This window comes from Methanoculleus sp. UBA303, assembly GCA_002501655.1.
Taxonomy (GTDB): Archaea; Halobacteriota; Methanomicrobia; order Methanomicrobiales; family Methanoculleaceae; genus Methanoculleus.
The window spans coordinates 12,476-34,386 of sequence record DANY01000011.1 but is presented as its reverse complement, the minus strand read 5'-3'; the positions used below and the strand labels follow the sequence as shown (position 1 = coordinate 34,386).

Sequence of the window (21,911 nt, the reverse complement as noted above, 5' to 3'; positions counted from 1 at the left end):
TTGTTTCGTAGGGCACTACCGGGCTTCGAGCAGGAGCATGAGAAAATACGAAGTGTTTTCGAGTTGCGATGGACGGAACGTCCGAAGCAGGAGCACCGTCAGATGCGCAGCCCGGTGAACCGTCGTGCCCGGGAATTGCTATTCTCCGGGAGCAGGCGGGACGGGGTTCAACAAATCCGGTTTTTCTCGTATCGGCTGGTTCCCGGGGCACTGCCCGGCATGACGGAGGAGCCGGGGTCGGTCGGGCGGCGAAAAATCGGGCCGGTGGCGCTGTCGGGGAAATTCATGTTACTAATTGTTAGTATTATGTTACTTAATCTTAATAATAGGAAATTATATAATACTCCTCGCCGTATATCTGCCTGGCGGGCGGTGGCGGGGCCGCCGGTGCCCCGGCCCGGGCCACAAAACGGCCATGGCCACCTCACCGGGCTTCCGGGGTCCATCTCCGCCGCTCGCCGAACCGCCCTGCCGGTGGCGGGGCGGCGGTGGTTGACCATGAAGAAAAGCATCACCTATAACGAAGGCGAGATCGTGCTGGACACCGACCGTGACGCCTGCATCTATTACGCACCGCGGGGCGAGCCCGGCGGGGCATATGTGCGCGGAAAGGACCTCTACCTGCACGAAGAGGACGGGGTGCCCGATGTCTACTACCTGCACTCCTGGTCGATGGAGCCCGGCGAGGACGAACTGCTCCAGACCGTCTCCATCGTCTCCGCCGAAGAGTTCCTGGAACTGCGGGGGCTCGTGCTTGCCGCATACCCGGAGAAGGCGGGGAGCCTGGCGCTACGGTCGTACGGCTACGGCATCGCGGAAGAGTTCTGAACTTCACGGTCCCGGGTGGGGGCAGGGTCGCCCTCCCCCGATCATGCCTGCAATTTATTACAAAATAGATATTATTTAACATCAGTTGCGTCATATTCTAATATATGTTATACCGGGCACAGAGGAACGTCCTTCCGTTCACCGCCATCGTCGGCCAGAAGATAATGAAACGCGCACTCATCCTCAATGCCATCAACCCGGGAATCGGCGGCGTACTCGTCCGCGGCGAGAAAGGGACGGCCAAGTCCACCGCGGTCAGGGCGCTTGCCGGCGTGCTCCCCGAGATCGACGTGGTCCGGGGCTGCCCATACAGTTGCGATCCTGCCGGCGACGGAGGCATCTGCAATGCCTGTGCTGAGAAGAAGGCTGCAGGCGAGGAGCTGGAGACGGATCGCCGGCGAGTCCGCGTCGTCGACCTCCCGCTCGGAGTGACCGAAGACCGGGTGGTGGGCACCGTCGACGTGGAGCGGGCGATCCGTGAGGGGACGGTGACGATCGATCCCGGTATCCTTGCCGCGGTCAACCGCGGCATCCTCTACATCGACGAGGTCAACCTGCTGGACGACCACGTGGCCGACGTCCTCCTCGACGCCGCCGCTATGGGCGTCAACGTGGTGGAGCGCGAAGGCGTATCCTTTTCCCATCCTGCCAGGTTCATCCTGGTCGGCACCATGAACCCTGAGGAGGGAGAACTGCGGCCGCAACTGCTGGACCGGTTCGGGCTCCAGGTGACCGTGGAGGGGATCGTGGACCCCGCTGAGCGTGTGGCGATCGTCAGGGCCGCCGAGGCGTTCGAGCGCGATCCCGGCGAGTGCCGGCAGGCATACGACGCGGCGCAGGAGGAACTGCGCGAGAAGATCGTCGATGCGCGGGCGCTGCTGCCGTCGGTCACGGCTGACGATGCCCTCCTGCATGCGGTGGCGGAGGCATGCATCAGGCTCGGGGTCAGGACCCACCGCGCCGATATCGCCGTCGTCCGCACGGCCAAGACGATCGCCGCGCTTGACGGGCGGACCGCAGTCACCCGCGACGACGTCCGGGAAGCCATGGAACTCGCGCTCCCGCACCGAATGCGCCGGAAACCGTTTGAGGAGCCGAAGATTGATCCGGAAGACCTCGACGAAGCACTGCAGAACGCGGGGAGCGGGCACGACCACCCTCCCCGGGATGGCGGGGATGATGCGGCCGGTGACGAGCACCCCGGCGGAGATGGTGGAGAGTCGCCTCCCTCTGGCGGGAGTGCCGCACACGAGACCGTCCTCCCTGTCGGAGACCCAATCGATGTCAGGAAGATGAGCCTGCCGGAGCGGCGAGACACCCGGGAGCGGCAGAGAGCCTCCGGCAGGCGGTTCGAGACGTTCTCGGCGGGAAACGCGGGAAGATATGTTTCTGCCCGGTATCCGACCGGGACCGGTGACGTCGCACTCGATGCCACGCTCCGGGCCGCCGCCCCGCACCAGGTGGTGCGCGACCACAAGGGGATGGCGGTCGCCGTCCAAAAAGAGGATATCCGCGAACGGGTCAGGGTGGGGAAGGTCTCTGTCGCGTGTGTCTTCGTGGTCGATGCCAGCGGTTCGATGGGAGCGACAAAGCGGATGGAGTCGGCCAAGGGCGCGGTCCTCTCGATGCTGGTGGACTCCTACCGGCACCGCGACCGGATCGGCCTTGTGGCGTTCCGGGGAACCAGCGCCGAGATCCTCCTCCCGCTCTGCTCGAGCGTCGATCTCGCGCAGAAACAGCTGGAGGATCTCCCGACCGGCGGAAAGACGCCGCTTTGTGCCGGCCTGATGAAAGGCATGGAGGTCCTCCTGCAGGAGCGACGGAAGAACGGCGAGGTGATCCCGATGATGGTCGTCGTATCCGACGGTCGGGCGAACGTTCCTCTCGCGGGAGATGTACGTCAGGAGATTGTCGGTATCGCCGAGGAAATCCGGTCGTACGGCATCCGTACGGTGGTCATCGATACCGAGGAGATGGGGAACTCTTTCCTGGAGTTCCGGCTCGGCTACTGCAGGGCCATTGCGGAACATGCCGACGGCGGCTACTACCCGATTGGCGATCTCTCTGCCGGGCTCCTGCACGGAATCACAGCGACCGAGCGGGATGCGGCGGCGCACCCTGCCTGAGATCCCTTTACCGGCAGAGCGGCGCGAGTTTCTCGATCAGCCGCTCCACCTGCCGGACCGCCGTCCCGATGTAGGCGTCCGGGTCGAGGAGGGCGTCGAGCTCCTCGCGGGTGACGAACGCCGTGACCTCCGGCCGCCCGGCGAGCACCTCAGCGAGGTCGCGGTCTTCGTCGAGGGCCTGCATGCTCGCCGTCCGCATCACTTCGTGGGCCTCCTGCCGGCTCATGCCCCGCTTCGTCAGTTCGATCATCACCGACTCGGCGAGGTTCACGCCGCGGAGCATCATCAGGTTCTTTCGGATGTTCTTCTTGTTGAACTCGAGGCCATCCATCACGCCGATCATCACCTTGAGGATATGGTCGGTCAGCACCGACGCCTCGGGGAAGAGCACCCGCTCGGGGGATGAGTTCGTCAGGTCGCGCTCGTCCCAGAGGACGTTGTTCTGCAAGGCGGGTTCGACCGCGGACCGGACGATCCGGGCAAGCCCGCAGACCTGCTCGCTCTTGATCGGGTTCCGCTTGTGGGGCATCGTGCTTGAGCCCACCTGCTTCTTCCCGAACGCCTCGGCGAGTTCCCCGATCTCCGAGCGCTGCATCAGCCGGAGTTCAAGCCCGATCTTGTCAAGCGTTGTCGCCACGTTTGCGAGGAACATGAAGTACTCCGCGTAGCGGTCCCGCGCTATAATCTGATTCGAGACGTCCACCGGCCGGATCCCGAGGAACTCCATCATCGTCTCCTGGATCGCGATCCCCGTTTCGCCGAGGGCCGCCTGGGTGCCTACGGCACCGGTGAGCTGCCCGACGACGACCCGCGGGCGCATCTGGCGGAGCCGCTCGATGTGGCGGGAGACTTCGCTTGCCCAGATGGCGAACCGGAGGCCGTAGGTGGTGGGCACACCGATCTGCCCGTGGGTGCGGCCGGCGCAGACGAGGGTCTTCGTCTCGGCGCTCCGGGTGAGGAGAACGCAGAGGAGTTTGCCCAGTTTCTCCTCGATGAGCGCGAGGCTGTCGCGGAGCTGCAGGGCCGTCGCGGTATCCAGGATATCGTTTGAGGTCGCGCCATAGTGGATCCATCTGCCCGCGTCGCCGCAGACCTCGGTGACGGCCTTGACGATCGCCATCATGTCGTGGTTGATCTCGGCCTCGATCTCCTTCGCCCGCTCAAGGCGTGCCTTCGGTGCAGAAGCCGCGATAGTCTCCGCATCCTCGCGGGGGATCATCCCGTGCGCCGCCTCGGCACGGGCCAGCGCCACTTCGGCCATGACGATCGCCCGGAAGCGGTTCTCCTCGTTCCAGACGGCACGCATCTCCGGGGTGCCGTACCGGTAGTCGATGGGATGGATTGCCATAGTAGAGAAGTGTTGGCATTCTCGCTACAAAAAAGGGTTGCCGGAAGGCTGCTCTCCACTCCCCGGGAAGCAGACTGTCGCCCCGGTTCTATCGCTATGGAGGCCTATTCCGTAGCGATAGTGGGAGTTGTCCGGTGGAGAGTCTCCGGACCGCCGGCAATGGGGGGCTCTCCCGGAAGCCCGAAAGATACTAGTCACGATCTCCCTAATGATCTTGTCGGGAGATCTCCCGACCGACAACCGATCCCGGTGAACTCCGTGAGGTCCGGAGGATAGCATTCATGAGCGAGTATCAGGATATATTCGGTAGAATTGTCAGCCTTCTTGAGAAGCGATCGCCGCAGGGCCTCTCCATCTCCGCAATCTCCCGCGAACTCGGGATGAACCGGGCTACCGTCGCCAAGTACCTCGAGATGCTCCAGTCGAGCGGGGACGTGAGCATGCAGCGGTTCGGAAGATCGAAGCTGTACACCCCGGCGCAGCGGGTCCCGCTCTCGGAACTCTTTGACCGCCTCTCAAACGCGATCGTCATCCTGGACGCCGACCTCCAGATCCTCATGGTGAATACGAGTTTCATCAGGACTCTCGGCATCCACCGCGGGAGAAACATCCTCGGCGCCTCCCTCTTCGACCTGAACCTCCGTATCTTCTCGGACCCGACCATCATGCGGAATATCGAGAGGGTCCGGCAGTCCGGCACCTACCTCTCCGAGATGCAGTACATCGAGGACAGCACGAACCACATCTATCACATCGAGTTTGCCCCGACGGTCTCCCATGTGGGGAAGCCGGGGATCCTGATCAGTCTGCAGGATATCACGGCGTGGAAGAACACCGAAGCCGCCCTGAAATACTCGGAGAAGATGATCCGGACGATCTTCGAGAGGGTTCCCAGCGGGATCATCCTTTTTACGGCCGATGGGACCGTTCTCAACGCAAATCGCGCGTCCCTGGGGATCCTCGGCCTGAACGGGGTTCAGGAACTGGCGGAAGGAAACATCTTCGATATCTCCTGCTATAAAGGGAAGCTCCTCGAGTTGATCCGGCAGGGAAAAGTCGCCGAGACGGAACTCGCCTGCGATTTCGACCGCCTGAAACGGGATCAGCGGATTCCGAGCACCCGGTCGGGCATCGCTTACTTCGACGTGGTCTTCACCCCGATCACTCCAGACGGCGGGGTGACCTCACACGAGTTCGCCATCCTCTTCAGGGATATCACCGCCGAGCGGCTGGCCCGGAAGGAGCTGGCCTTCAAGGAGACGCGCTACCGGTCGTTCTTCGAGAAGGCCTGCAACGGCGTCCTGATCTACGAGCCGATTGACGGAGGAAACGAGTACATCATCAAAGACGTCAACGGGGTAACAGCAGCCCTCCTGCGGATGAACAAAGAAGACCTCGTCGGGAAGAAACTCTTCGAGGAATTCCCCGATCTCCCGAACCCGTACGTGCACGATCTCCTGTATCGCGTTCTGACCACCGAAAAGCCGGAGTTTGTTACGCCGCTCAAATACCGGAACCGCGAGGACTTTCCCTGGATCTCCCATTATGTCTTCAAACTACCTTCCGGAGAGATCGCGTCTTTTATGATCGACGTATCGGATGCTGTCCGTAAGGAGGCTGAAACGCCGTTCCAGGCGTGCAATGCTCGTGTAACGCGAGAGAATGACCTGTCTGGAATTGGTATATAAAACATTCTCTTATTGTTGAACACAGCCCCCCTCCTGCCCTCCGGGTGTAACCCCCCGACCCTCGCGTGTTCTGGGGATTTTCAGGCTATTCGTGCTAGAATCCCAACGGCTCTCCTGAGAATTTGACGATTTTCCGGCGGTATGATCCCAGATGAATCGCGGGGTGGGCCAATATCTCCGATCGCCGTCCGGGCATTGTTGAACATTAAACGATATCTATATAGTCAGTCGCAAACACTATTCTTTCTGCGGAGAACTAGTCCGCACACCACAACAGGATCGGAAGAGAACCTTCAATGGGGTAGGATGGCCGTGATCCACCACAGATAAGTGGGATTAGATGTGTGGACCTCAGCTGCCGTACCAGTGCTCTCGTTGGAACTGGTAGCGTATCAAGATTTGGGTAGGCCTGCCCCTGGATAGGTGACTTTGCCGATCATCAGGAGACCAGTACCATGAAGACACAGATTGGTTACTTTGCATCTATTGAGCAGTACCGCCCCATGGATGCGCTTGAACAGGCAGTCAGAGCAGAAAATGTCGGTTTCGACTCTATCTGGGTAGACGACCACTTCCATCCCTGGTATCACACCAATGCACAGACGGGGCAGGCCTGGGCCTGGATGGGTGCGGCACTCCAGGCCACCAAGAAGGCGTTCTTCTCGACGTGCATCACCTGCCCGATCATGCGGTACAACCCGGGAGTCGTCGCACAGACGTTCGCCACCCTCCGGCAGATGTACCCCGGTCGTGTGGGCATTGCCGTGGGCGCCGGCGAGGCGTTGAACGAGGTGCCGGTCACCGGCGAGTGGCCGAGCGTACCGGTGCGGCAGGACATGACCGTAGAGGCCGTCGAAGTGATGCAGAAACTCTGGGAGAGCAAGGAGCCCGTCTCCTTCAAGGGCAAGTATTACACCCTCGACAAGGCGTTTCTGTACACCAAGCCCGACGACAAGGTTCCGCTCTACTTCAGCGGAATGGGTCCGAAGGGAGCACAGCTGGCAGGGAAGCACGCCGACCACCTCATGACGGTGTCTGCGCCGCCCTCCGTGCTGAAGAATGTCACCATCCCGAACTTCGAGAAAGGCGCCCGCGAGGCCGGGAAGGACCCGAGCAAGATGGAGCACGCCATGCTCGTCTGGTACTCGGTCGACGCCGACTATGACAAAGCCATTGAGGCACTGCGCTTCTGGGCCGGCTGCCTGGTTCCCGCCATGTTCAAATACAAGGTCTCCGATGCAAAGGAGGTCGAACTCCATGCAAACCTTGTCGGACATGACATGATGAAGGACAACTTCATGGTCGCAACCGACGCCGAAGGGATGATCAAGGAGATCGAGCGGTTCAAGGCTGCAGGCATCAACCACTTCTGTCTCGGCAACTCGAGCCCGAACGTGAACCTCGGCATCGATATCTTCAAGGAGATCATCCCCGCCGTCACGGAATGAACCGGGCTTGCCCGGTCCATCCCGATCTATGGGAGAAACGATGGAAAACCAGAACATTGCCCGGCTCATGGAGGAGGGTGCCGCCTTCTTCCCTGCAGAGAAAGCGGGCAGGCGACCCGTGTGGTACTCGAACCCGGCATGGACCGGTGTCGCCCTGGCGGATCTCGCGCCGGGAGCGGACACGAAGGGGTCGTTCTCTTCCCATCTCGTCAGGGTGCGTAAGGACTGTGAGGTTCCTGACCACCTTCACGAGAGCCAGTGGGAGTGGAACGCCATCCTCGCCGGGCACGGGAAGATGATCCTCGATGGGAGAGAGATACTCTTCAAGCCCGGGGACACCTTCACCACGCCGCCCGGCGTCCGTCACACCGTCATCGCCGACAAGGAGGATCTCGCACTGCTGGCAGTATTTGTTACCGGCCCGAAGTGATGGCAGGGGTTTCCCGGCCTCATTCTTCCCGATATCACACCTCCGTGTCCGGTGCCCCCGGGTACGGGGATTTCCGCCCCGTTATCACACATCTCCCTGCTGAAAAAATCGGCATCTCCACCTTATAAGCCGATGGAACCCACCCGGGGGCACCTTCAATATCCGCCTCATCTTTTTTAAGTAAAGGAGCATTACCCCCCGCGACGGCGTTCATCGAGACGATCGTTGTCGGATAGTCGGGAATGTCGGAGTTTGAGTATATACTGAACTTTGCGCAGAATCATGAACGGGCGGATGCCTGCCTGCCGGGCACCACGACGACGTCGATCCGGGTGGCCGTCTGTCGGCGTATCCATGGCCCGGCCCCGGTGAGTTCGACGCACTCATGCTCCTTCGTGCAGTCGACGACCCGGATCGAGAGTTCTCCACAGGTTTTCCTGTTGCGCCTTCACCGTCCCGGGCAATGCGGGTCCGGACAGTATGATTGCGCCGGAACCGTTGCGTTGTCCCGGCGCGGCGCCGTCACTCCCCTCGCCGGGCGCACTCCTCAACGAGCCGGGCGGCAAGATCGCGCACCGCCGCCCGCGCCGGGCTGTTCTGCGGGATCCCGACGATCGGCGTCCCGGCAAGATCCGCCTCCCCTATGCCCGGGTCCTCCGGGATACGGGCGATGAGGGGGAGATCGCTCTCGATAGTGTCGTCGCCCCGGTCACGGTTGACGACGAGGAAGATCCTCTCCCGCGAGAGGCCGAGCGACTCCGCGAGGTCCCGGATGCGGCCGGCGGTCCGCATCCCGCGGGCCCCGGGATCGCTCACGATCAGGAGGACCTTCGGGCTCTGGATCGTCCCCCGGGCGATATGCTCCATCCCGGCCTCGGAATCCACGACGACGAGCCGGTAACCACGCTCAAGCGTCTCGATGCACTCGGTGAGGAGGGCGTTCGGGAAACAGTAGCACCCCGACCCCTCCGGCCGGCCCATGGCAAGGAGGTCGTAGCCCTCCGCCTCCGCGAGCGCCCGGCGGAACCGGTATCTGACATATCCAGTCCGGTCCATGCCCGGGGGGATGGACCGGGTGAAGGCCTCCTCCCGCATGCTCCCGAGCGTCTCGGTGAGGGCGATCCCGAGAGCCTCGTGGAGGTTCGCGTTCGGGTCGGCGTCCACGGCGAGGATCGGCCGCTCTCCGGCCGCGATCAGCGCGTCGATTAAGAGCGACGCGATCGTCGTCTTCCCGGTCCCGCCCTTGCCGGATATGACGACGGTGCAGGGCCGGATCATGGTTCCTCACCCCGCAGGCGGCGGGAGAGCGACGCGGTCGCCGCCATGATCGCGACGGCCTCTCTCTCGGAGGCGTTCCGGATCCCGCAGGTCGGCGTGATGAGGGACTGGCGATCGAAGAGGTCGGGGTCGATCGTCTCCGTCGCACGGGCGCGGATATCCTGGAACCGGGAGAAGAACGAATTGGGATTCTCCGCCGCAAAGACGCTGTAATCCGCGGGAACGATCCCCCAGGCCACCACGCCTCCCCTCTCCATATAGCGGGCGATATCGTCGGCGTAGAGGAGAAACTCGCGGGCGTAGGTCCAGGCGTCGATCGAGACCACGGCCGGCGCAAGGCCGAGGACGAACCCCCAGTCGGTGTTGGCGCAGCAGTGGATCCCGATCCCCCCGTCGAGGAGGGCGGCGATATCCTCGATGGCGGAGGCCGCCACCCCGGCGTCCACCGGGACGACCGACGAGCCGAGCGACGCAAGGTAGGGCTCGCTCAGCACGACGAGGGTCGCGCGTGCGCCCATCCGCTCCCGCATCGCCGTCTCGCACCACCGGGCCCGCAGGCCGAGGAGTTTCCCGAGCAGGTCGGCGTACTCCGGGTCGTAGAGGATGGGCCGGCGCGTTTCGTCCACCACCTGCATCCCGAAGGTCACCGGGCCGGTCACCTGGCACTTGACGAGGAGTGCGTCCGAGAGGTCGCGGGTCATCATCGCGTGGAACCCCGACCCGTATGCCTCGCCGACCCGGTAGGGCTCTGCGTTCCGTTCAAGGTAGTCGAGCAGGACCCGCTCCATCGCCTCCGAGGGATCGGCGCTCCGATCGACCACGAGTCTCGCGTCCCGGACCACCCCGCCGGGGAGGTGTTCGGCGTCGGCAAAGACGATCGCCTCGAGAAGTCCCCGGTTCGGCAGGGTGGGGACGTAGGGGATCCGGGGGAAGGCCGCGAGCACCGCCCGGCACGCCGCGTCGGGATCGCGGTGAGGGAGGGCCCCCACGCCGGTCGCGAGGAGATCCGGGGACGGGATCATGCCTGCCATGACCTCACCCCCTGCCTCGCCCGGCACGCCTCAAGCGTCTGCTGCACGTGCGGGAAGAGCGCAAAGTCGGTGTGCGGCAGGAAACAGCTCGACGTATACCGGTCCATGAACGACGGGTCCGCGTTCAGTTCGATGTAGGTGATCCGCCGGGCGAGCCCGTCGAGCTCCTTCCTTCGCCTGCGGTCGACGAGGGCGATGTTCGCGCCGGTGATCGCCCCGTTCCCGATGTTTCCGACACGTTCCGGTGGGGTTTCCGGAATCAGACCGATGGTGACGGCGTTCTCCTTGTTGAGGTAGTTCCCGAACGCTCCCGAGAAGCAGACCCTGCCGATATCGGTGGGCGCAAGGCCTGCTGCGTCGAGGAGCGTCATGCAGGCGGCGTGGATTGCCGCCTTGCTCATGATCAGGTTCTTGATGTCGTTCTCGGTGATGACGATATCCTTCCCGATCGACGTTTCCTCTTTCCAGGCCACGACGAACTCCGGGTAATACTGCCCCTTCCGGACCCGGGGATGGTCAAGCTCCAGGTTGATCCCTCCCGTCCGGTCGATGACGCAGGCGCGGAAGAGCTCCGCGAGCAGGTCGATGAGGCCCGAGCCGCAGATTCCCCGCGGCCGGACGCCGTTGATCGTCGAGAACGACGGCGCGAGGGTATCGGGGTCGATCCGGACCCGCTCGATCGCGCCCGGGTTTGCCCGCATCCCGAAGAGCACTTCCCCGCCCTCCAGGGCCGGCCCGGCCGCGCCCGCGCAGGAGAGCATCCAGTCGCTGTTGCCGAGCACGGCCTCGAAGTTCGTGCCGATGTCCACCATGAGCGTGGCCTCCTCGCGCTCGGCCATCCCGGTGGCCAGGATATCGGCGATGATGTCGCCGCCGATGAAGTTCGAGACCGCCGGGAAGGTGTAGACCCCGGCGTTTGGGTGGGCCGCGATGCCGATCCGCCCGGCGGCCGTCGAGAGCATCCGGCGCACGACCGGGACGTAGGGTTCCGCGATCATGTAGCCGGGGTCGATCCCGAGGAGGAGGTGGGTCATCACCGTGTTCCCGGCGATCATCACCTCAAAGATCTCCTCGCGGTCGATCCCCGCGGCATCGGCGGCGGTCGTCAGGGCCTCGTTGATGCTCTCCGCCGCAAGTTGCTGCAGTCGGGTAAGGCCGCTTCTGCGGGAGAAGTTCACCCGCGAGAGGATATCCTCGCCGCAGGAGATCTGGCGGTTGTAGTTCGATGCCGTAGCAAGGATCCGCCCGTCGACGAGACTCCAGAGGTAGGCCACGATCGTGGTCGTCCCGAGATCCACCGCCACCCCGTAGAGCCTCCCCGTGGTGTCGCCCTCGTCCACGCTGCTCAGGCGGTAGCCGCCGGGGACCAGGGCGACCGTGGCGGTCACGTGCCACCCGCTCCGGCGGAGCACCTGCGGGAGGTAGCAGAGGACGCCGAGCGGCGCGTAGACCCTGTTCGGGGGCGGCCCGCTCTGCCGTTCGACCCCTTCGAGCAGGCGGGCGAGGTCGGGGGTCGTGTCCTCAAGGGACGGCGGTTCGAGGCGGACCTCATACTTCCTGACGGTGGGGTTGAGCGGGATCTCCTTCATGCCCGGGACCTCGACGAGGATCTTTTGCTCCTCGATGAGCGACCCGGCCGGGACCTCGACCTGGACGTCGCCGGCGACGGTCGCCTGGCAGGCAAGGCATGCCCCACGGGCGATCTCCTCGTCCGAGAAGAACCGGCGGTACTTCTCGCGGTCGAACGATACCGTGCCGTCTTTTACGTAGACCTGGCACTTCCCGCACTTACCCTCTCCGCCGCAGACCACGTTCATGGAGAGGCCGGCAGCGCGGGCCGCGTCGAGGAGGGTTGCCCCCTCCGGCACGGTCGCCTTCCGGTAGCCGGGGAGGAACGTCACGGTCGGCATCAGGCCTTCCACTCCTTCTCCAGGTATCCGGGAAGATCGGCCGCATCCCGGGGGCCGACCAGCACCTTCCAGCCGGTCGCGTCCTCGATCTTCCCGGAGAGCGGGGCTGCGTAACCGGGGATGACGAGCAGCCGGTGGTCCACCAGGTCCGCGACGCCGAACTTCTTAAGCGAGTCGGCGACGAGGGTCTCGGTCAGTTTCCCGCCGGCGACGGCCGTGAGGACCGAGAGCCCTTCCGTGTCCGCGATGAAGAGGTAGCAGGGTATCCGGGACGCTTCGAGATAGCCGAGCAGCGTGAAGTAGGTGAGCGAGAAGTTCACCGTGAGGAGGATCGGGGCGTCCGGTCCGGGCTCATTGATCGGGTAGATGCCCGGCGTCACCTGGATGGGCTTCTGCGGGTCGGTGTAGATGTTCTGCCGCAGGGTGAGCGCCGCCTCGCGCGAGGCGGAGGCGAGCGGGGGGGTGACGATGATCCCCGCGTACTTCAGGATACCCGCCGCAAGGGCCGCATCGGTCTTTCCGAAGGCTCCGGCGTCGAGGTAGAGGGGATACCCGAGCGCCGGTTCGGTCCGCCCGATAGCGGATCTCCGGATCTCCGTTGCAGTGGCGATGAAGCCGGCGAGCGACGACGGTGCGGGGTCGAGCACGAGGTCCGGGGTCCCTGCCTCCGCGCACTTCCCGGCGAGGCTGGCGAGTTCGGCGGGACCGGCGGCCCGGACGGCGAGAGGACACCCGTAGCGCTTCGTGAGGGCAGCGAGGCCCTCCCAATTCTCTTCGGTCGCGGCGTGGACCAGCGGCCGGTAGTGTCCCGCGACCGCGAGGCCCGCCTCAAAGGCTGCGGGGTCGCTGGCGATCAGCACCAGGGGGAGGGTGCTCCCGCCCCCGGCGAGCGCCACGGTCGCTGCGAACCGTTCGGGACGGTTGCTCTCGTACTTCACCGCCACCCCATTCACGACGAGGTCCTGCCCCACCCGCTGGACGACGGTCTCTTTCACCGTCTCCACGACGGAGCGCACCTCGTCCTCCGGCCAGGTATCGGAGACCTGCACCATGATGCCGGGCGGGTGGTAGAAGGTCTTCTCGTGCCGGAAGAGAACAAACTCCTCGCCGACCGCGATCGACCGCTCGCCTGCGCCGATGGTGACGAGCCGGACCGGCGGCCGGGTCACCCCGCCGAGGAGGCTCTTCGTGTCGGGGTCGAGGTCCGGGCAGGCCTCGACCTCCGCCTTTCCGACGGCGAGTTTCATGGCGAAGGCAAGGCAGGTGGGGTACCCGCACTTCTTGCAGTTCGTCTTCGGGAGGTGCTTGTAGATGTCGAGCGCTTTCATCGCCATGCTTCAGCCCTCCAGGGCCGCCTTCAGCCTCTCCACGGTCAGCGGGTGGCGGACGCAGACGATCGACGCGCCGGCGACAATGGCGGCGTAGGCGGTGTAGAACTCCCAGGCAACCGCCATCGCCTCCTGATCCGCCGGTGCGGCCTCTCGCACCTCCCGGACCGAGAGGGTGTCGGTGGGGGCGCAGATCATCGGCATCGCGAGGTCCGCATCGCCGGAGAGGGCGGCGAGCCTGATCCGCTCCATCACCGAGTAGGAGTACTCGAACCCGTAGCCGAGCGCCCCCGCGTAGGGGTCGATCACGATCCGGTCCTGCGGCACGCCGGTCTCGCGGAGGAGGATGTTCAGTTGCTTCGCCAGGTTGACGTCGATCGGCGACTGGGCGATCACCGCGTGACCGTATGCCAGCGCCGCCGCCGCGACGCTCCGGTAGCGGTCGGCCTCTGCGGTTCCGAGGAGGAGCCGCTCGCCCTCACCCGCCTCCCCGCAGCGGCGGAAGACCTCGCTGTCGAGTTCCGGTTCGTTGCTCCCCTCGACAATCAGGGGCCGGGCCGTCGCCGCGAGCACCTCCTCCGTCGTCGCGGCGATCGCGTCGAACGCATCGAATCCGCGCTGTTTCGTGCTCGTGAAGTTCAGCCGCACCAGGTCTGCGCCGTAGGTGCGCTCTGCGGCCCGCGCCCACTCAGCGGTGTCGTTCGCGAGGTCGCCCACGTAGTCGCGGACGACCGGCGGCCAGAACCGGGGGTCGTCGCAGATCTCAAGCGCCACCAGAGGCCGTCCGGCCCCGTCTCCGGAGAACGGGAGATCCCGCTCGCCCCCGATCACGTAGGAGACCTCCCTGGTTCCCCCTTCCTCCCGCGTGGCGCCGAGACGCACCTCGCGGATCGTCAATCCCTCGTCACTCTGCTCTGTCACGCACCATCCCTCCTAGATCAGCGACCTCATCGCGAGTGCGGGATGATCGACGCGCTCGAGAAACGCGACGAGGTCCTCGATCGTCGGCGCCGAGACCTCGTCCGCGATCTTCGCAAAGAGGTCCGGCATCCCCAGTGCAGCAAGTTTCTCCCGCAGCCGGTCTCCGAGTTCCTCTTTTAAGGAGGCCGGCATCCAGACCACCCGCGTAATACCGTTCTCGGCCTGGAGGAACCTGTCGCTCAGGATATAGTTCTTTGAGATGCCGATGAACCCCGGCGTCTGCGCGCCGCCCCCGATCGTCCCCGCGAGCGTCGAGAAGGTCATCCCGAGCGGGGTCTCCCCCGTGAAGTCGCGGCTGACGACGAGAATCCCGTTCACCTCCGGCACGATGGCCGCGATGCACTCGAAGCACCCGCAGGCGGTCATCGGGTTCTCGATCATGCTGTAGAGGGAGATCCGGTCGACCTCACCGTGGGATGCCTTCTTTACGAACCGGTTCACCCCCGCAAACTCACCGCAGACGGCATCGACCGTCTCCCCCTTCGGGACCGGCTGGTTCGCCCCGGCGGGAGCGATCTCGTGGGCAACCCGGGCGTCGAGCCAGGTGATTGCCCCGCAGAGCGCCGGCCGTTCCGGCGTGATGACGCAGACATGGTTCGGGGCGAACGTCTGGCAGAGGGTGCAGGAGTAGAAGGTCTCCACATCCTCATCCTTCATGCCGCTAATCCGCTCGTCGCGCCGTGCGTAGGCCTCCCGCGCCTCCGAAAGCATCCCCTCGACCTTCTGCCTGTCGGTGACCAGCGTCACCTGGACCGCGTCGATGTGGTCCGGAAACTCCGCCTTGAGTTTGTGGGCAAGCAACGTCCCGATGTCCCGGATCCTGACGCCTTTCGCCACTGCCTCTTTCGAGAGCCTGACCCAGATGAGGTCCCGCTGCGCAACGTGCCAGGACCCCTCGCCGTAGTTGACGAAGGTATGGATCCGCCGCTCGAGCACCGGTTCGTAGTCCGCTCTCATCCTCGCGCCGGCGACGTCCACCAGGATCGCGAGCGGGAGGGCGGCGCCTGCCGGGACGGCGTCGACCTCCGGTCCGACGACGGTGACCTTCCCGTCCTTCACCTCCTCGCGGGGCCGCATCCGGAGGAGCTCGAAGGCAGGGGTCCTCCCGCCGCCGAACTCCACGTACATCTCCTCTTTGCGGATGCTCTTCCCCTCGAACGCGGGGGAGCAGGCCATGGGTATCGGGATCGCCGTGACCGTGACCCGGATCCCCCGGAGGTCCATGCCGGTCCGGACCGCCGTTGCGGGAGCGACCGGTATCCACTCCCCTCCCTCGTAGCCCTTGCCGGCCGCGAGGATCGGTATCCCGAGCACCCGCAGGGCGTCGACGAACGCGGCCTCTTCGTCGGTGAGGCCCGGAAATGCGATCACGAACGCCTTCGCCCGTTCGGCGGCGTAGCCGAGCAGGGAGTGAACGTCTCCCGGCTGCACCCCCCCAAACATCATCGCGACCCGGGCGAGGATGTCGGCGAAGTGGATGCCCCGGGCGCTCTCCGGACCGAGCGGCACCAGGCGGTAATCCAGCCCCAGGCGGACGCCGGCGCCGGAGAGCGCCTCCACGACCCCGCCGGCAAGGAAGGTGAGCAGGTACTTCTCCTGCATCTCCCGGCAGATCGCCGCGGCGGCGTCGGGGCTCTCCGGCGTCCCGACCAGGAGGCCGAGGCCCGTGACGCTCCCGTCGACCAGGGTGTAACCGAGCCTCCGGAGGACTGCGTCCGGGATGAAACCTGTGTAGGGGATCTCCACGCCGCCTTCGCCGGCCATCAGGCACTCGCAGGCGACGAGGAGGTTGCTGCCGGACTGCCGGTATGCCTCGCGCGCTCCGTCCGCGTCCCGCACGGCGATGCCGGTGACGGCGTAGGTCACGGGGAGGGCATATGCCGTGTCCGCGTAGGCGAGCTTCCCGGAGAGTGCCTGCATCCTCGCATCGAGGCCGGTGCGGCCGTGCTCTATCGCCGTAGCAAGAGAGTCCGTGAGTCTATCCTTCATGATGCTATCAGCAGGTGATACTCTGCGCACGGTCATAAATGATTGTTTCCGTGCAAAGCGGCGGCCACCGCGGTCCTGGGGTTTCTCCGGCAACACGCGCTGCCGGTTGCCGGGAACCGTCCGGGATCAGCGTCAGATCCACTCTTTCTTCCTGAAGTAGAGGAGCATCGCGAACGCGACACCCAGCATGAGGAGGAGGACGAGAGGATACCCCAGGGGCGAGTCTTCGAGCGGTATGTTCCTGAGATTCATCCCATAAAACCCGGTGATGAAACTTAAAGGGATGAAGATGCTCGCGACGATGGTGAGGATCGTCGTGATCTCGGCGAGCCGGTTGTTCTGGTTCGAGGTGTGGAGATCCATCACGCCGGAGAGGGTATCTCTGGTATACTCCGCAACTTCTGCCGCCTGGATGCACCGGTCGTATGTGTCCCTGAAGTACGGGATCGTCTCCCTCCGGACAAGGCTCAACTCCCGGCTTGCGAGCGACCCAAGAACCTCGCGTGCCGGAACGGCCGCTCTCCGGATGGTCAGGAGGTCTTCCTTGAGTTCGTAGATCTGTTTTAAGGCAAGCGGGTCCGCGGAAGCCAGAACCCTGCCCTGGAGGTCTTCCACCCGGTCGTCGACTGTGTCGAGGATGGCGAGGTAAACACTCACGATGGCGTCAAGGAGCGCGTAGGTGAGATAATCCGGTCCCATGCCCCGGAGGACGCTCAGTTCGTTCCTGAGCCGTCCCCTGACCAGTTCGAAGACCTGGAAGGGCTGCTCGCGGAACGTTATGACGTAGTTCTCCCCGAAGATCAGGCTGACCTGCTCGCTTGCGACCCTGCCGTCTCTCTCCGAGAGCATCCTCGCGATGACGGCGACGTAGGTTCCGAACTCTTCTACCTTCGGCCGCTGGTCAGGGACTGTGATATCCTCCATCGTGAGCGGGTGGATGCCTGCCTGTTCTCCCAGCACCACGAGTTCGTCATGCTCCGGCACCCCGACGACGTCGATCCAGGTGACCGTCTCCCGGCTGATCCACGACCAGGCCTTCGTGAGTTCGATGCATTCGTGCTCCTCAATACGGTCCTCCGTGTAGTCCATCACCCGGATCGGTAGTATCTGACAGGATTCTTCCGGCTGCATCTTCACCTCCGGACTGTTTGCCCCGGAGATGGGGGCCACCCGGGGCTGATCCGCCCTCTCGCATTCGATCGGGATATCCCGATACGCGAGCGCCTGCTCCGCCGGATCCGGGGTGACTTCCGGGAGGGAGCATTCGCCCCATGGTATAAAACGCCACCGCCGGGCCGATCCCCCCGCTCTCCCCCGATGAACGAGACAGGAGGGGAAGAGAGGCTCCCGTCTCACCGGGAGCCCCTCCCCGAGGCCTCTGCGGATCAGATCCAGCCTCTCTTCCTGAAGTAGAGGAGCATCACCCCCGCGACGGCCGCCATCGAGGCGAGGGCTAGAGGGTAGCCCCAGGGATGGCTGATCTCCGGCATGTACGCGAAGTTCATGCCGTAGACCCCGGCGATGAAGGTGAGCGGGATGAAGATGGTGGCGATGATAGTGAGGACCTTCATGATCTCGTTCATCCGGCTGCTCTGGCTTGAGAGGTAGACATCAAGGGTCCCGGACATCATATCCCGGTAGGTCTCCACGGTCTCGGCGGCCTGGATGATGTGGTCATAGACATCCCGAAAGTAGACGAGCGTCGACTCGCGGATCAGGGGCGAGTCGCCTCGTTCGAGTTCCGCCACCACGTCGCGGAGTGGCCAGACTGACCGCCGGAGCGCAACCAGGGACCGCTTTAAGGCGTAGATTGCCTGCAGGGTCTCGCGGTCGGGCTCAGTCACCACCTCCTCCTCGACCGCCTCGATACGCTCTCCGAACACCTCGATCACGGCAAAGTAGCCGTCGACGATCGCGTCCAGCAGGGCGTAGAAGAGGTAATCCGCCCCCTCGTTCCGGAGCCGTCCGGCCCCTGCACGCAGGTGCTCCCGGATGCGCTCGAAGACGTCACCCGGCTGCTCCTGGAACGATACGACGTAGCAGGTCCCGAGCACAAGGCTCACCTGCTCGCTCCGGAACTCACCGTCGCCGTCGGGGGAGAGCATCCGGATTGCAACGTAGAGGTAGTCCCCGTAGTCCTCGATCTTCGGCCGCTGGCGGGTGTTCGCGATGTCTTCCCGGGTCAGCGGGTGGATCGCGGCGACGTCGCCGATCGCCTGGATAACCCCGGTATCGTGGACGCCGTCGACGTTGACCCAGGTGACCTTCGGGCGGAGGGCAAGACCCCGGATCTCTTCGGGCCGGGTAAGGGTCCGTTCTTCGAGGCGGGACTCGTTGTAGTCGATGACCGTGACGGTGACCGGCCGGTCGCGGGCAATGCCGGTATAAATGAGTTCTCCCGGATCAGTATTCTGCCCGCTCGCCATCAAGTCCTGCCCCCCTGTCTGCTCATAGGAGATCGGGTCGAAAGTTCTCGTCCAGAGAGATTTGCCAAAAATGTAGTGGGCTCTCGTGGCTCACTGTTTTGCCGCCTCATCCTCTCCTTTCGCCTTCGCTGCGGCACGGCCGATCAGGATAACCGCGATCACAGCGATGATCGTCACGACGATGGCATACACGAGCATTGCAACGAGCGTGCTCTGATCCCCGAATATGAGCTTGAAGAGTTCCTGGATAGCACCGTTCCATGCGAGAGCGGCGACCAGGCCAAATGCGGCCGTGATAAGGGCTGCTATCTTTTCGATAACCTCTGTCTTGAAGGACATATAGTATTCACCAGTGAGCGGTGTTGTGGGGCAACATATATTTGTTTCTGAAACGGGTTCCGGTGCTCTCGATTGCGTCAACGTTCCCGCAGGCAGGGTGGCAGGGGTTGCAGGCGCGGCCCCCTATGAGGAGAAGGTTCTGGGTGTGTGCCGTCCTGTGAGGGGCCGGGTGCGGAGGCATGCATGGCTGTACAGGAGCCTTCCGGCCTCCCTTCACTTTCACCCCGGAGACCCAAACTACATTGACGTCAGCCGTCGACCTATAAGCAATGGATACCCTCGATGACTGGTTCCCCTACCGGGAGTACCGGCCCCATCAGCGGGAGATGCTTGAACTGGCCGCATCTGTCGCACGCGACGGCGGTATCGCCATGATCGATGCGCCGACCGGGAGCGGTAAGTCGAGCGTGGTCTCCGCGCTCCTCGCAGAGAGTCGGGGACGCAAGGTGCTCGTCGCTGTCCGCACCATCAGCCAGCTTGCCACGTTCATGCGCGAGCTCGATCTCATCCGGAAGAAGCGCGGCGGCCTGAAGTTCGCCTACCTCATCGGCAAGTCCAGCATGTGCCCGCTCGGCGGCGAGGGGGACGTCTACCGGCGGTGCGAGGGTGTCAAGGCCTTTTCAACGGCGCTAATGCGCGAACGGGCGCAGAAGGGAGCGCTCGTCCCGGCAAACGATCGCCAGATCCGGCAGCAGATCCGGAAGATGGACCCGGATCATCCGCTCATCTGCCCCTACTTCATCCACGGCAAGTCCTTTGTGGAGCCCGAGGACGCGGGGCTGAAGATGATCCCGTCGGCGGCCCTGCGCGTCAGGGCGGAGCGGGTGAGCACCGAGTTGATCTGGCCCGACCAGCTCGCCGGGTTCTGCGGCGACATCTGTCCCTACGATACGATGATGCACGCCGCCCGAGACGCCGACGTGGTGCTCGTGAACTTCTACCATCTCTTCGACGACGTCATCCGCGAGCAGCTCTACCAGTCGCTCGGGATCGAGGGGCACGACACTCTGCTGCTCATCGACGAGGCCCACAACTGCGGCGACGTCGTCCAGAGCATTGAGAGCGTGACGATCGAGGAGCGCGATATCATCCAGGCCGGGCACGAACTCGCCGGACGCCGGCGGTCGCAGCAGCAGGCGGACGCCATCACCCAGATCCTGCCGCAGATCACCCGGTTCATGGAGGCGCTCAAGGCCTCGCATGAGGTTGAGGACTGGTTCGACCCCACCATCTTCCAGCGAATGATCCTCTCGGGCACGCTCTACCAGAACCTGGAAGGGGTCGTGGACGATCTCCTCAAGATCAGCGAGGGGATCCGCGAGAAGAACATGCAGGCGGGCGAGTTCAGGGAGAGCGCGATCGAACGGCTGACCGAGTTCTTCTACCGGATCTTCCGGTCCGCAGCAGACCCGGCCTACCTGACGATTTACCGGAAGGGAGACGACGGCACGGTGGCGCTCGAGGTGAGGAACATCGACCCGAGCACCAAACTCCAGGATATCGCCCGGGCGCACGCCTGCGCTGTCCTGATCTCCGGGACGCTCTCCCCCATAGAGAGTTACCGCCGCTACTACTTCGGCGATCTTGACGTCACCACGGTATCGCTCCCGAACTCCTTCCCCCCGGAGAACCGCCGCATCTTCTGCGCCGACGACATCACCACCGCCTACTCGATGCGCCGGGACGCACAGAATCTCGCGCGAACCGAGGACTACATCGCCACGTTTGCCGCCCTCCCCGGGAACCTCGCGATATACTTCCCTTCCTACGATCTGCTCAACACATTTGCGGAGCGATGTGCCCCCACTGTCCGGAAGAAGCAGATCTACATCGAGCCGAAAGACACCGCGGCCGCCGCCGTCATCCTCCGGGAGTTTATGGCCCTCCCGGGGACGGGCCGGTCCGGCATCCTCTTTGCGGTCTGCGGCGGCAAATGGAGCGAAGGCCTGGACTACCGGGGCGAGATGCTCGCGGGCGCACTGGTCATCGGCCTCCCGCTTGCGCCGTTCAACCGCGTCCGCCGGATGGTGATCGAGTACTTCCGTATGAAGTTCGGGGCGGAGGGCGAGTTCATCAGTTATACCCTCCCGGCGATCAACCGCGCCCTGCAGGCACTCGGACGGGTGCTCCGGACACCCGAGGACCGAGGGATGCTCGTCCTCGGGGAGCGGCGATTCCTGGAATCCCGGGTCCATGCCGGGCTGCCCCCGTGGATGCAGGAGGAGATGACGACCTGCACCATCGACCTCTTCCGGAAGGAGGCCAAAAGATGGCGGTCCTGACCGGGTCGTGCCGGTTCGGCCTCTGGCACGTCCATGTGGCGTGGCAGGACGACATCGTCTACCGTGTGCGTTTCGCCCGTGTCGGGCTCGTCGGCCCGGTCCCGGAGGAGATCCTGCGCTACTGTTCCGGGCGGCGAGGAGACCTCTCCACCCTCCGGAGCGTCGCTACCGAGGGAAAATCAACCTTTGCCAGGATCTACCGCGCGGTCCGCGAGATCCCCTGTGGGGAGACCGCCACCTACGGTGAGATCGCCCGGAAGGTCGGGACCGCACCACGGGCGGTCGGCTCAGCGATGGCCCGGAATCCGACTCCGATCGTCGTGCCCTGCCACCGGGTCGTTGCGAAGGCGGGCCTGGGTGGGTTCTCCCCGGACCCGACTATCAAGGAGGCCCTGCTCGCCATGGAGCGCCGGAAGCCCGGGCCTTGCACGCCGGAAAATGAGAGAGATTAACTGGTAACCCTGCCAAACAATAACAGA

General features: G+C 64.3%; 17 protein-coding genes. 7 read left to right on the top strand and 10 right to left on the bottom strand.

Annotation, left to right across the window (positions count from 1 at the left end; genetic code table 11):
- Nucleotides 1-498: 498 nt before the first annotated feature.
- A complete protein-coding gene (locus BP846_RS02580; protein WP_062265786.1) occupies nucleotides 499-828 on the top strand; it encodes a hypothetical protein in 330 nt (109 codons plus the stop codon).
- Between the two features lie 104 nt (nucleotides 829-932).
- The gene (locus BP846_RS02575; protein WP_292392479.1) at nucleotides 933-2,954 is read left to right on the top strand and encodes a magnesium chelatase subunit D family protein; all 2,022 of its coding nucleotides are present in this window, start codon (nucleotides 933-935) and stop codon (nucleotides 2,952-2,954) included.
- A 7-nt stretch (nucleotides 2,955-2,961) separates the two neighbouring features.
- Here the strand turns inward: BP846_RS02575 and purB are convergent, their stop codons facing one another.
- The gene (gene purB / locus BP846_RS02570; protein ID WP_292392478.1) at nucleotides 2,962-4,302 is read right to left on the bottom strand and encodes an adenylosuccinate lyase; all 1,341 of its coding nucleotides are present in this window, start codon (nucleotides 4,300-4,302) and stop codon (nucleotides 2,962-2,964) included.
- A 281-nt stretch (nucleotides 4,303-4,583) separates the two neighbouring features.
- Here purB and BP846_RS02565 point away from each other — a divergent pair, with 281 nt between their 5' ends.
- From BP846_RS02565 to BP846_RS02555, 3 genes are all read left to right on the top strand, one after another.
- Complete coding sequence (locus tag BP846_RS02565; RefSeq protein WP_292392477.1) at nucleotides 4,584-5,990, top strand: PAS domain-containing protein; 1,407 nt, start codon at nucleotides 4,584-4,586, stop codon at nucleotides 5,988-5,990.
- Nucleotides 5,991-6,445: 455 nt separating this feature from the next.
- Nucleotides 6,446-7,438, top strand: coding sequence for a TIGR03557 family F420-dependent LLM class oxidoreductase (locus BP846_RS02560; RefSeq protein ID WP_292392476.1), 993 nt, complete (start codon nucleotides 6,446-6,448; stop codon nucleotides 7,436-7,438).
- A gap of 40 nt (nucleotides 7,439-7,478) precedes the next feature.
- Nucleotides 7,479-7,868, top strand: coding sequence for a cupin domain-containing protein (locus tag BP846_RS02555; protein WP_221058091.1), 390 nt, complete (start codon nucleotides 7,479-7,481; stop codon nucleotides 7,866-7,868).
- Nucleotides 7,869-8,390: 522 nt separating this feature from the next.
- Here the strand turns inward: BP846_RS02555 and BP846_RS02550 are convergent.
- From BP846_RS02550 to BP846_RS02510, 9 genes are all read right to left on the bottom strand, one after another.
- Complete coding sequence (locus BP846_RS02550; RefSeq protein ID WP_292384978.1) at nucleotides 8,391-9,146, bottom strand: AAA family ATPase; 756 nt, start codon at nucleotides 9,144-9,146, stop codon at nucleotides 8,391-8,393.
- Complete coding sequence (locus BP846_RS02545; protein ID WP_292384976.1) at nucleotides 9,143-10,177, bottom strand: hypothetical protein; 1,035 nt, start codon at nucleotides 10,175-10,177, stop codon at nucleotides 9,143-9,145. Before BP846_RS02545 ends, BP846_RS02550 begins: the two co-directional genes overlap by 4 nt.
- Entirely contained in the window at nucleotides 10,165-12,099 is a 1,935-nt protein-coding gene (locus BP846_RS02540; protein ID WP_292384974.1) for an ASKHA domain-containing protein, read from the bottom strand. Before BP846_RS02540 ends, BP846_RS02545 begins: the two co-directional genes overlap by 13 nt.
- Complete coding sequence (gene acsC, locus BP846_RS02535) at nucleotides 12,087-13,421, bottom strand: acetyl-CoA decarbonylase/synthase complex subunit gamma (RefSeq protein ID WP_292384972.1); 1,335 nt, start codon at nucleotides 13,419-13,421, stop codon at nucleotides 12,087-12,089. The genes BP846_RS02540 and acsC overlap by 13 nt, the downstream gene beginning before the upstream one ends.
- 3 nt (nucleotides 13,422-13,424) lie before the next feature.
- Nucleotides 13,425-14,336 carry an acetyl-CoA decarbonylase/synthase complex subunit delta gene (locus tag BP846_RS02530; protein WP_292384971.1) on the bottom strand — a complete coding sequence of 304 codons (912 nt, stop codon included), beginning with the start codon at nucleotides 14,334-14,336 and terminating at the stop codon, nucleotides 13,425-13,427.
- 12 nt (nucleotides 14,337-14,348) lie between these two features.
- Nucleotides 14,349-16,385: an acetyl-CoA decarbonylase/synthase complex subunit alpha/beta gene (acsB, locus tag BP846_RS02525; protein WP_292384969.1), complete on the bottom strand. Its 2,037-nt coding sequence runs from the start codon at nucleotides 16,383-16,385 to the stop codon at nucleotides 14,349-14,351.
- A 132-nt stretch (nucleotides 16,386-16,517) separates the two neighbouring features.
- On the bottom strand, nucleotides 16,518-17,741 hold the full coding sequence (gene corA / locus BP846_RS02520; RefSeq protein ID WP_292384968.1) for a magnesium/cobalt transporter CorA: 1,224 nt from the start codon (nucleotides 17,739-17,741) through the stop codon (nucleotides 16,518-16,520).
- A 29-nt stretch (nucleotides 17,742-17,770) separates the two neighbouring features.
- Nucleotides 17,771-18,811, bottom strand: coding sequence for a magnesium/cobalt transporter CorA (corA, locus tag BP846_RS02515; protein ID WP_292392475.1), 1,041 nt, complete (start codon nucleotides 18,809-18,811; stop codon nucleotides 17,771-17,773).
- Nucleotides 18,812-18,901: 90 nt separating this feature from the next.
- Nucleotides 18,902-19,150: a DUF5654 family protein gene (locus BP846_RS02510; protein WP_292392474.1), complete on the bottom strand. Its 249-nt coding sequence runs from the start codon at nucleotides 19,148-19,150 to the stop codon at nucleotides 18,902-18,904.
- A 269-nt stretch (nucleotides 19,151-19,419) separates the two neighbouring features.
- Here BP846_RS02510 and BP846_RS02505 point away from each other — a divergent pair, with 269 nt between their 5' ends.
- Both BP846_RS02505 and BP846_RS02500 read left to right on the top strand, forming a co-directional pair.
- Complete coding sequence (locus tag BP846_RS02505) at nucleotides 19,420-21,432, top strand: ATP-dependent DNA helicase (RefSeq protein WP_292392473.1); 2,013 nt, start codon at nucleotides 19,420-19,422, stop codon at nucleotides 21,430-21,432.
- Nucleotides 21,420-21,884 (top strand): methylated-DNA--[protein]-cysteine S-methyltransferase, encoded by a 465-nt coding sequence (locus BP846_RS02500; protein WP_292392472.1) that lies wholly within the window; start codon nucleotides 21,420-21,422, stop codon nucleotides 21,882-21,884. Before BP846_RS02505 ends, BP846_RS02500 begins: the two co-directional genes overlap by 13 nt.
- Nucleotides 21,885-21,911: the final 27 nt, after the last annotated feature.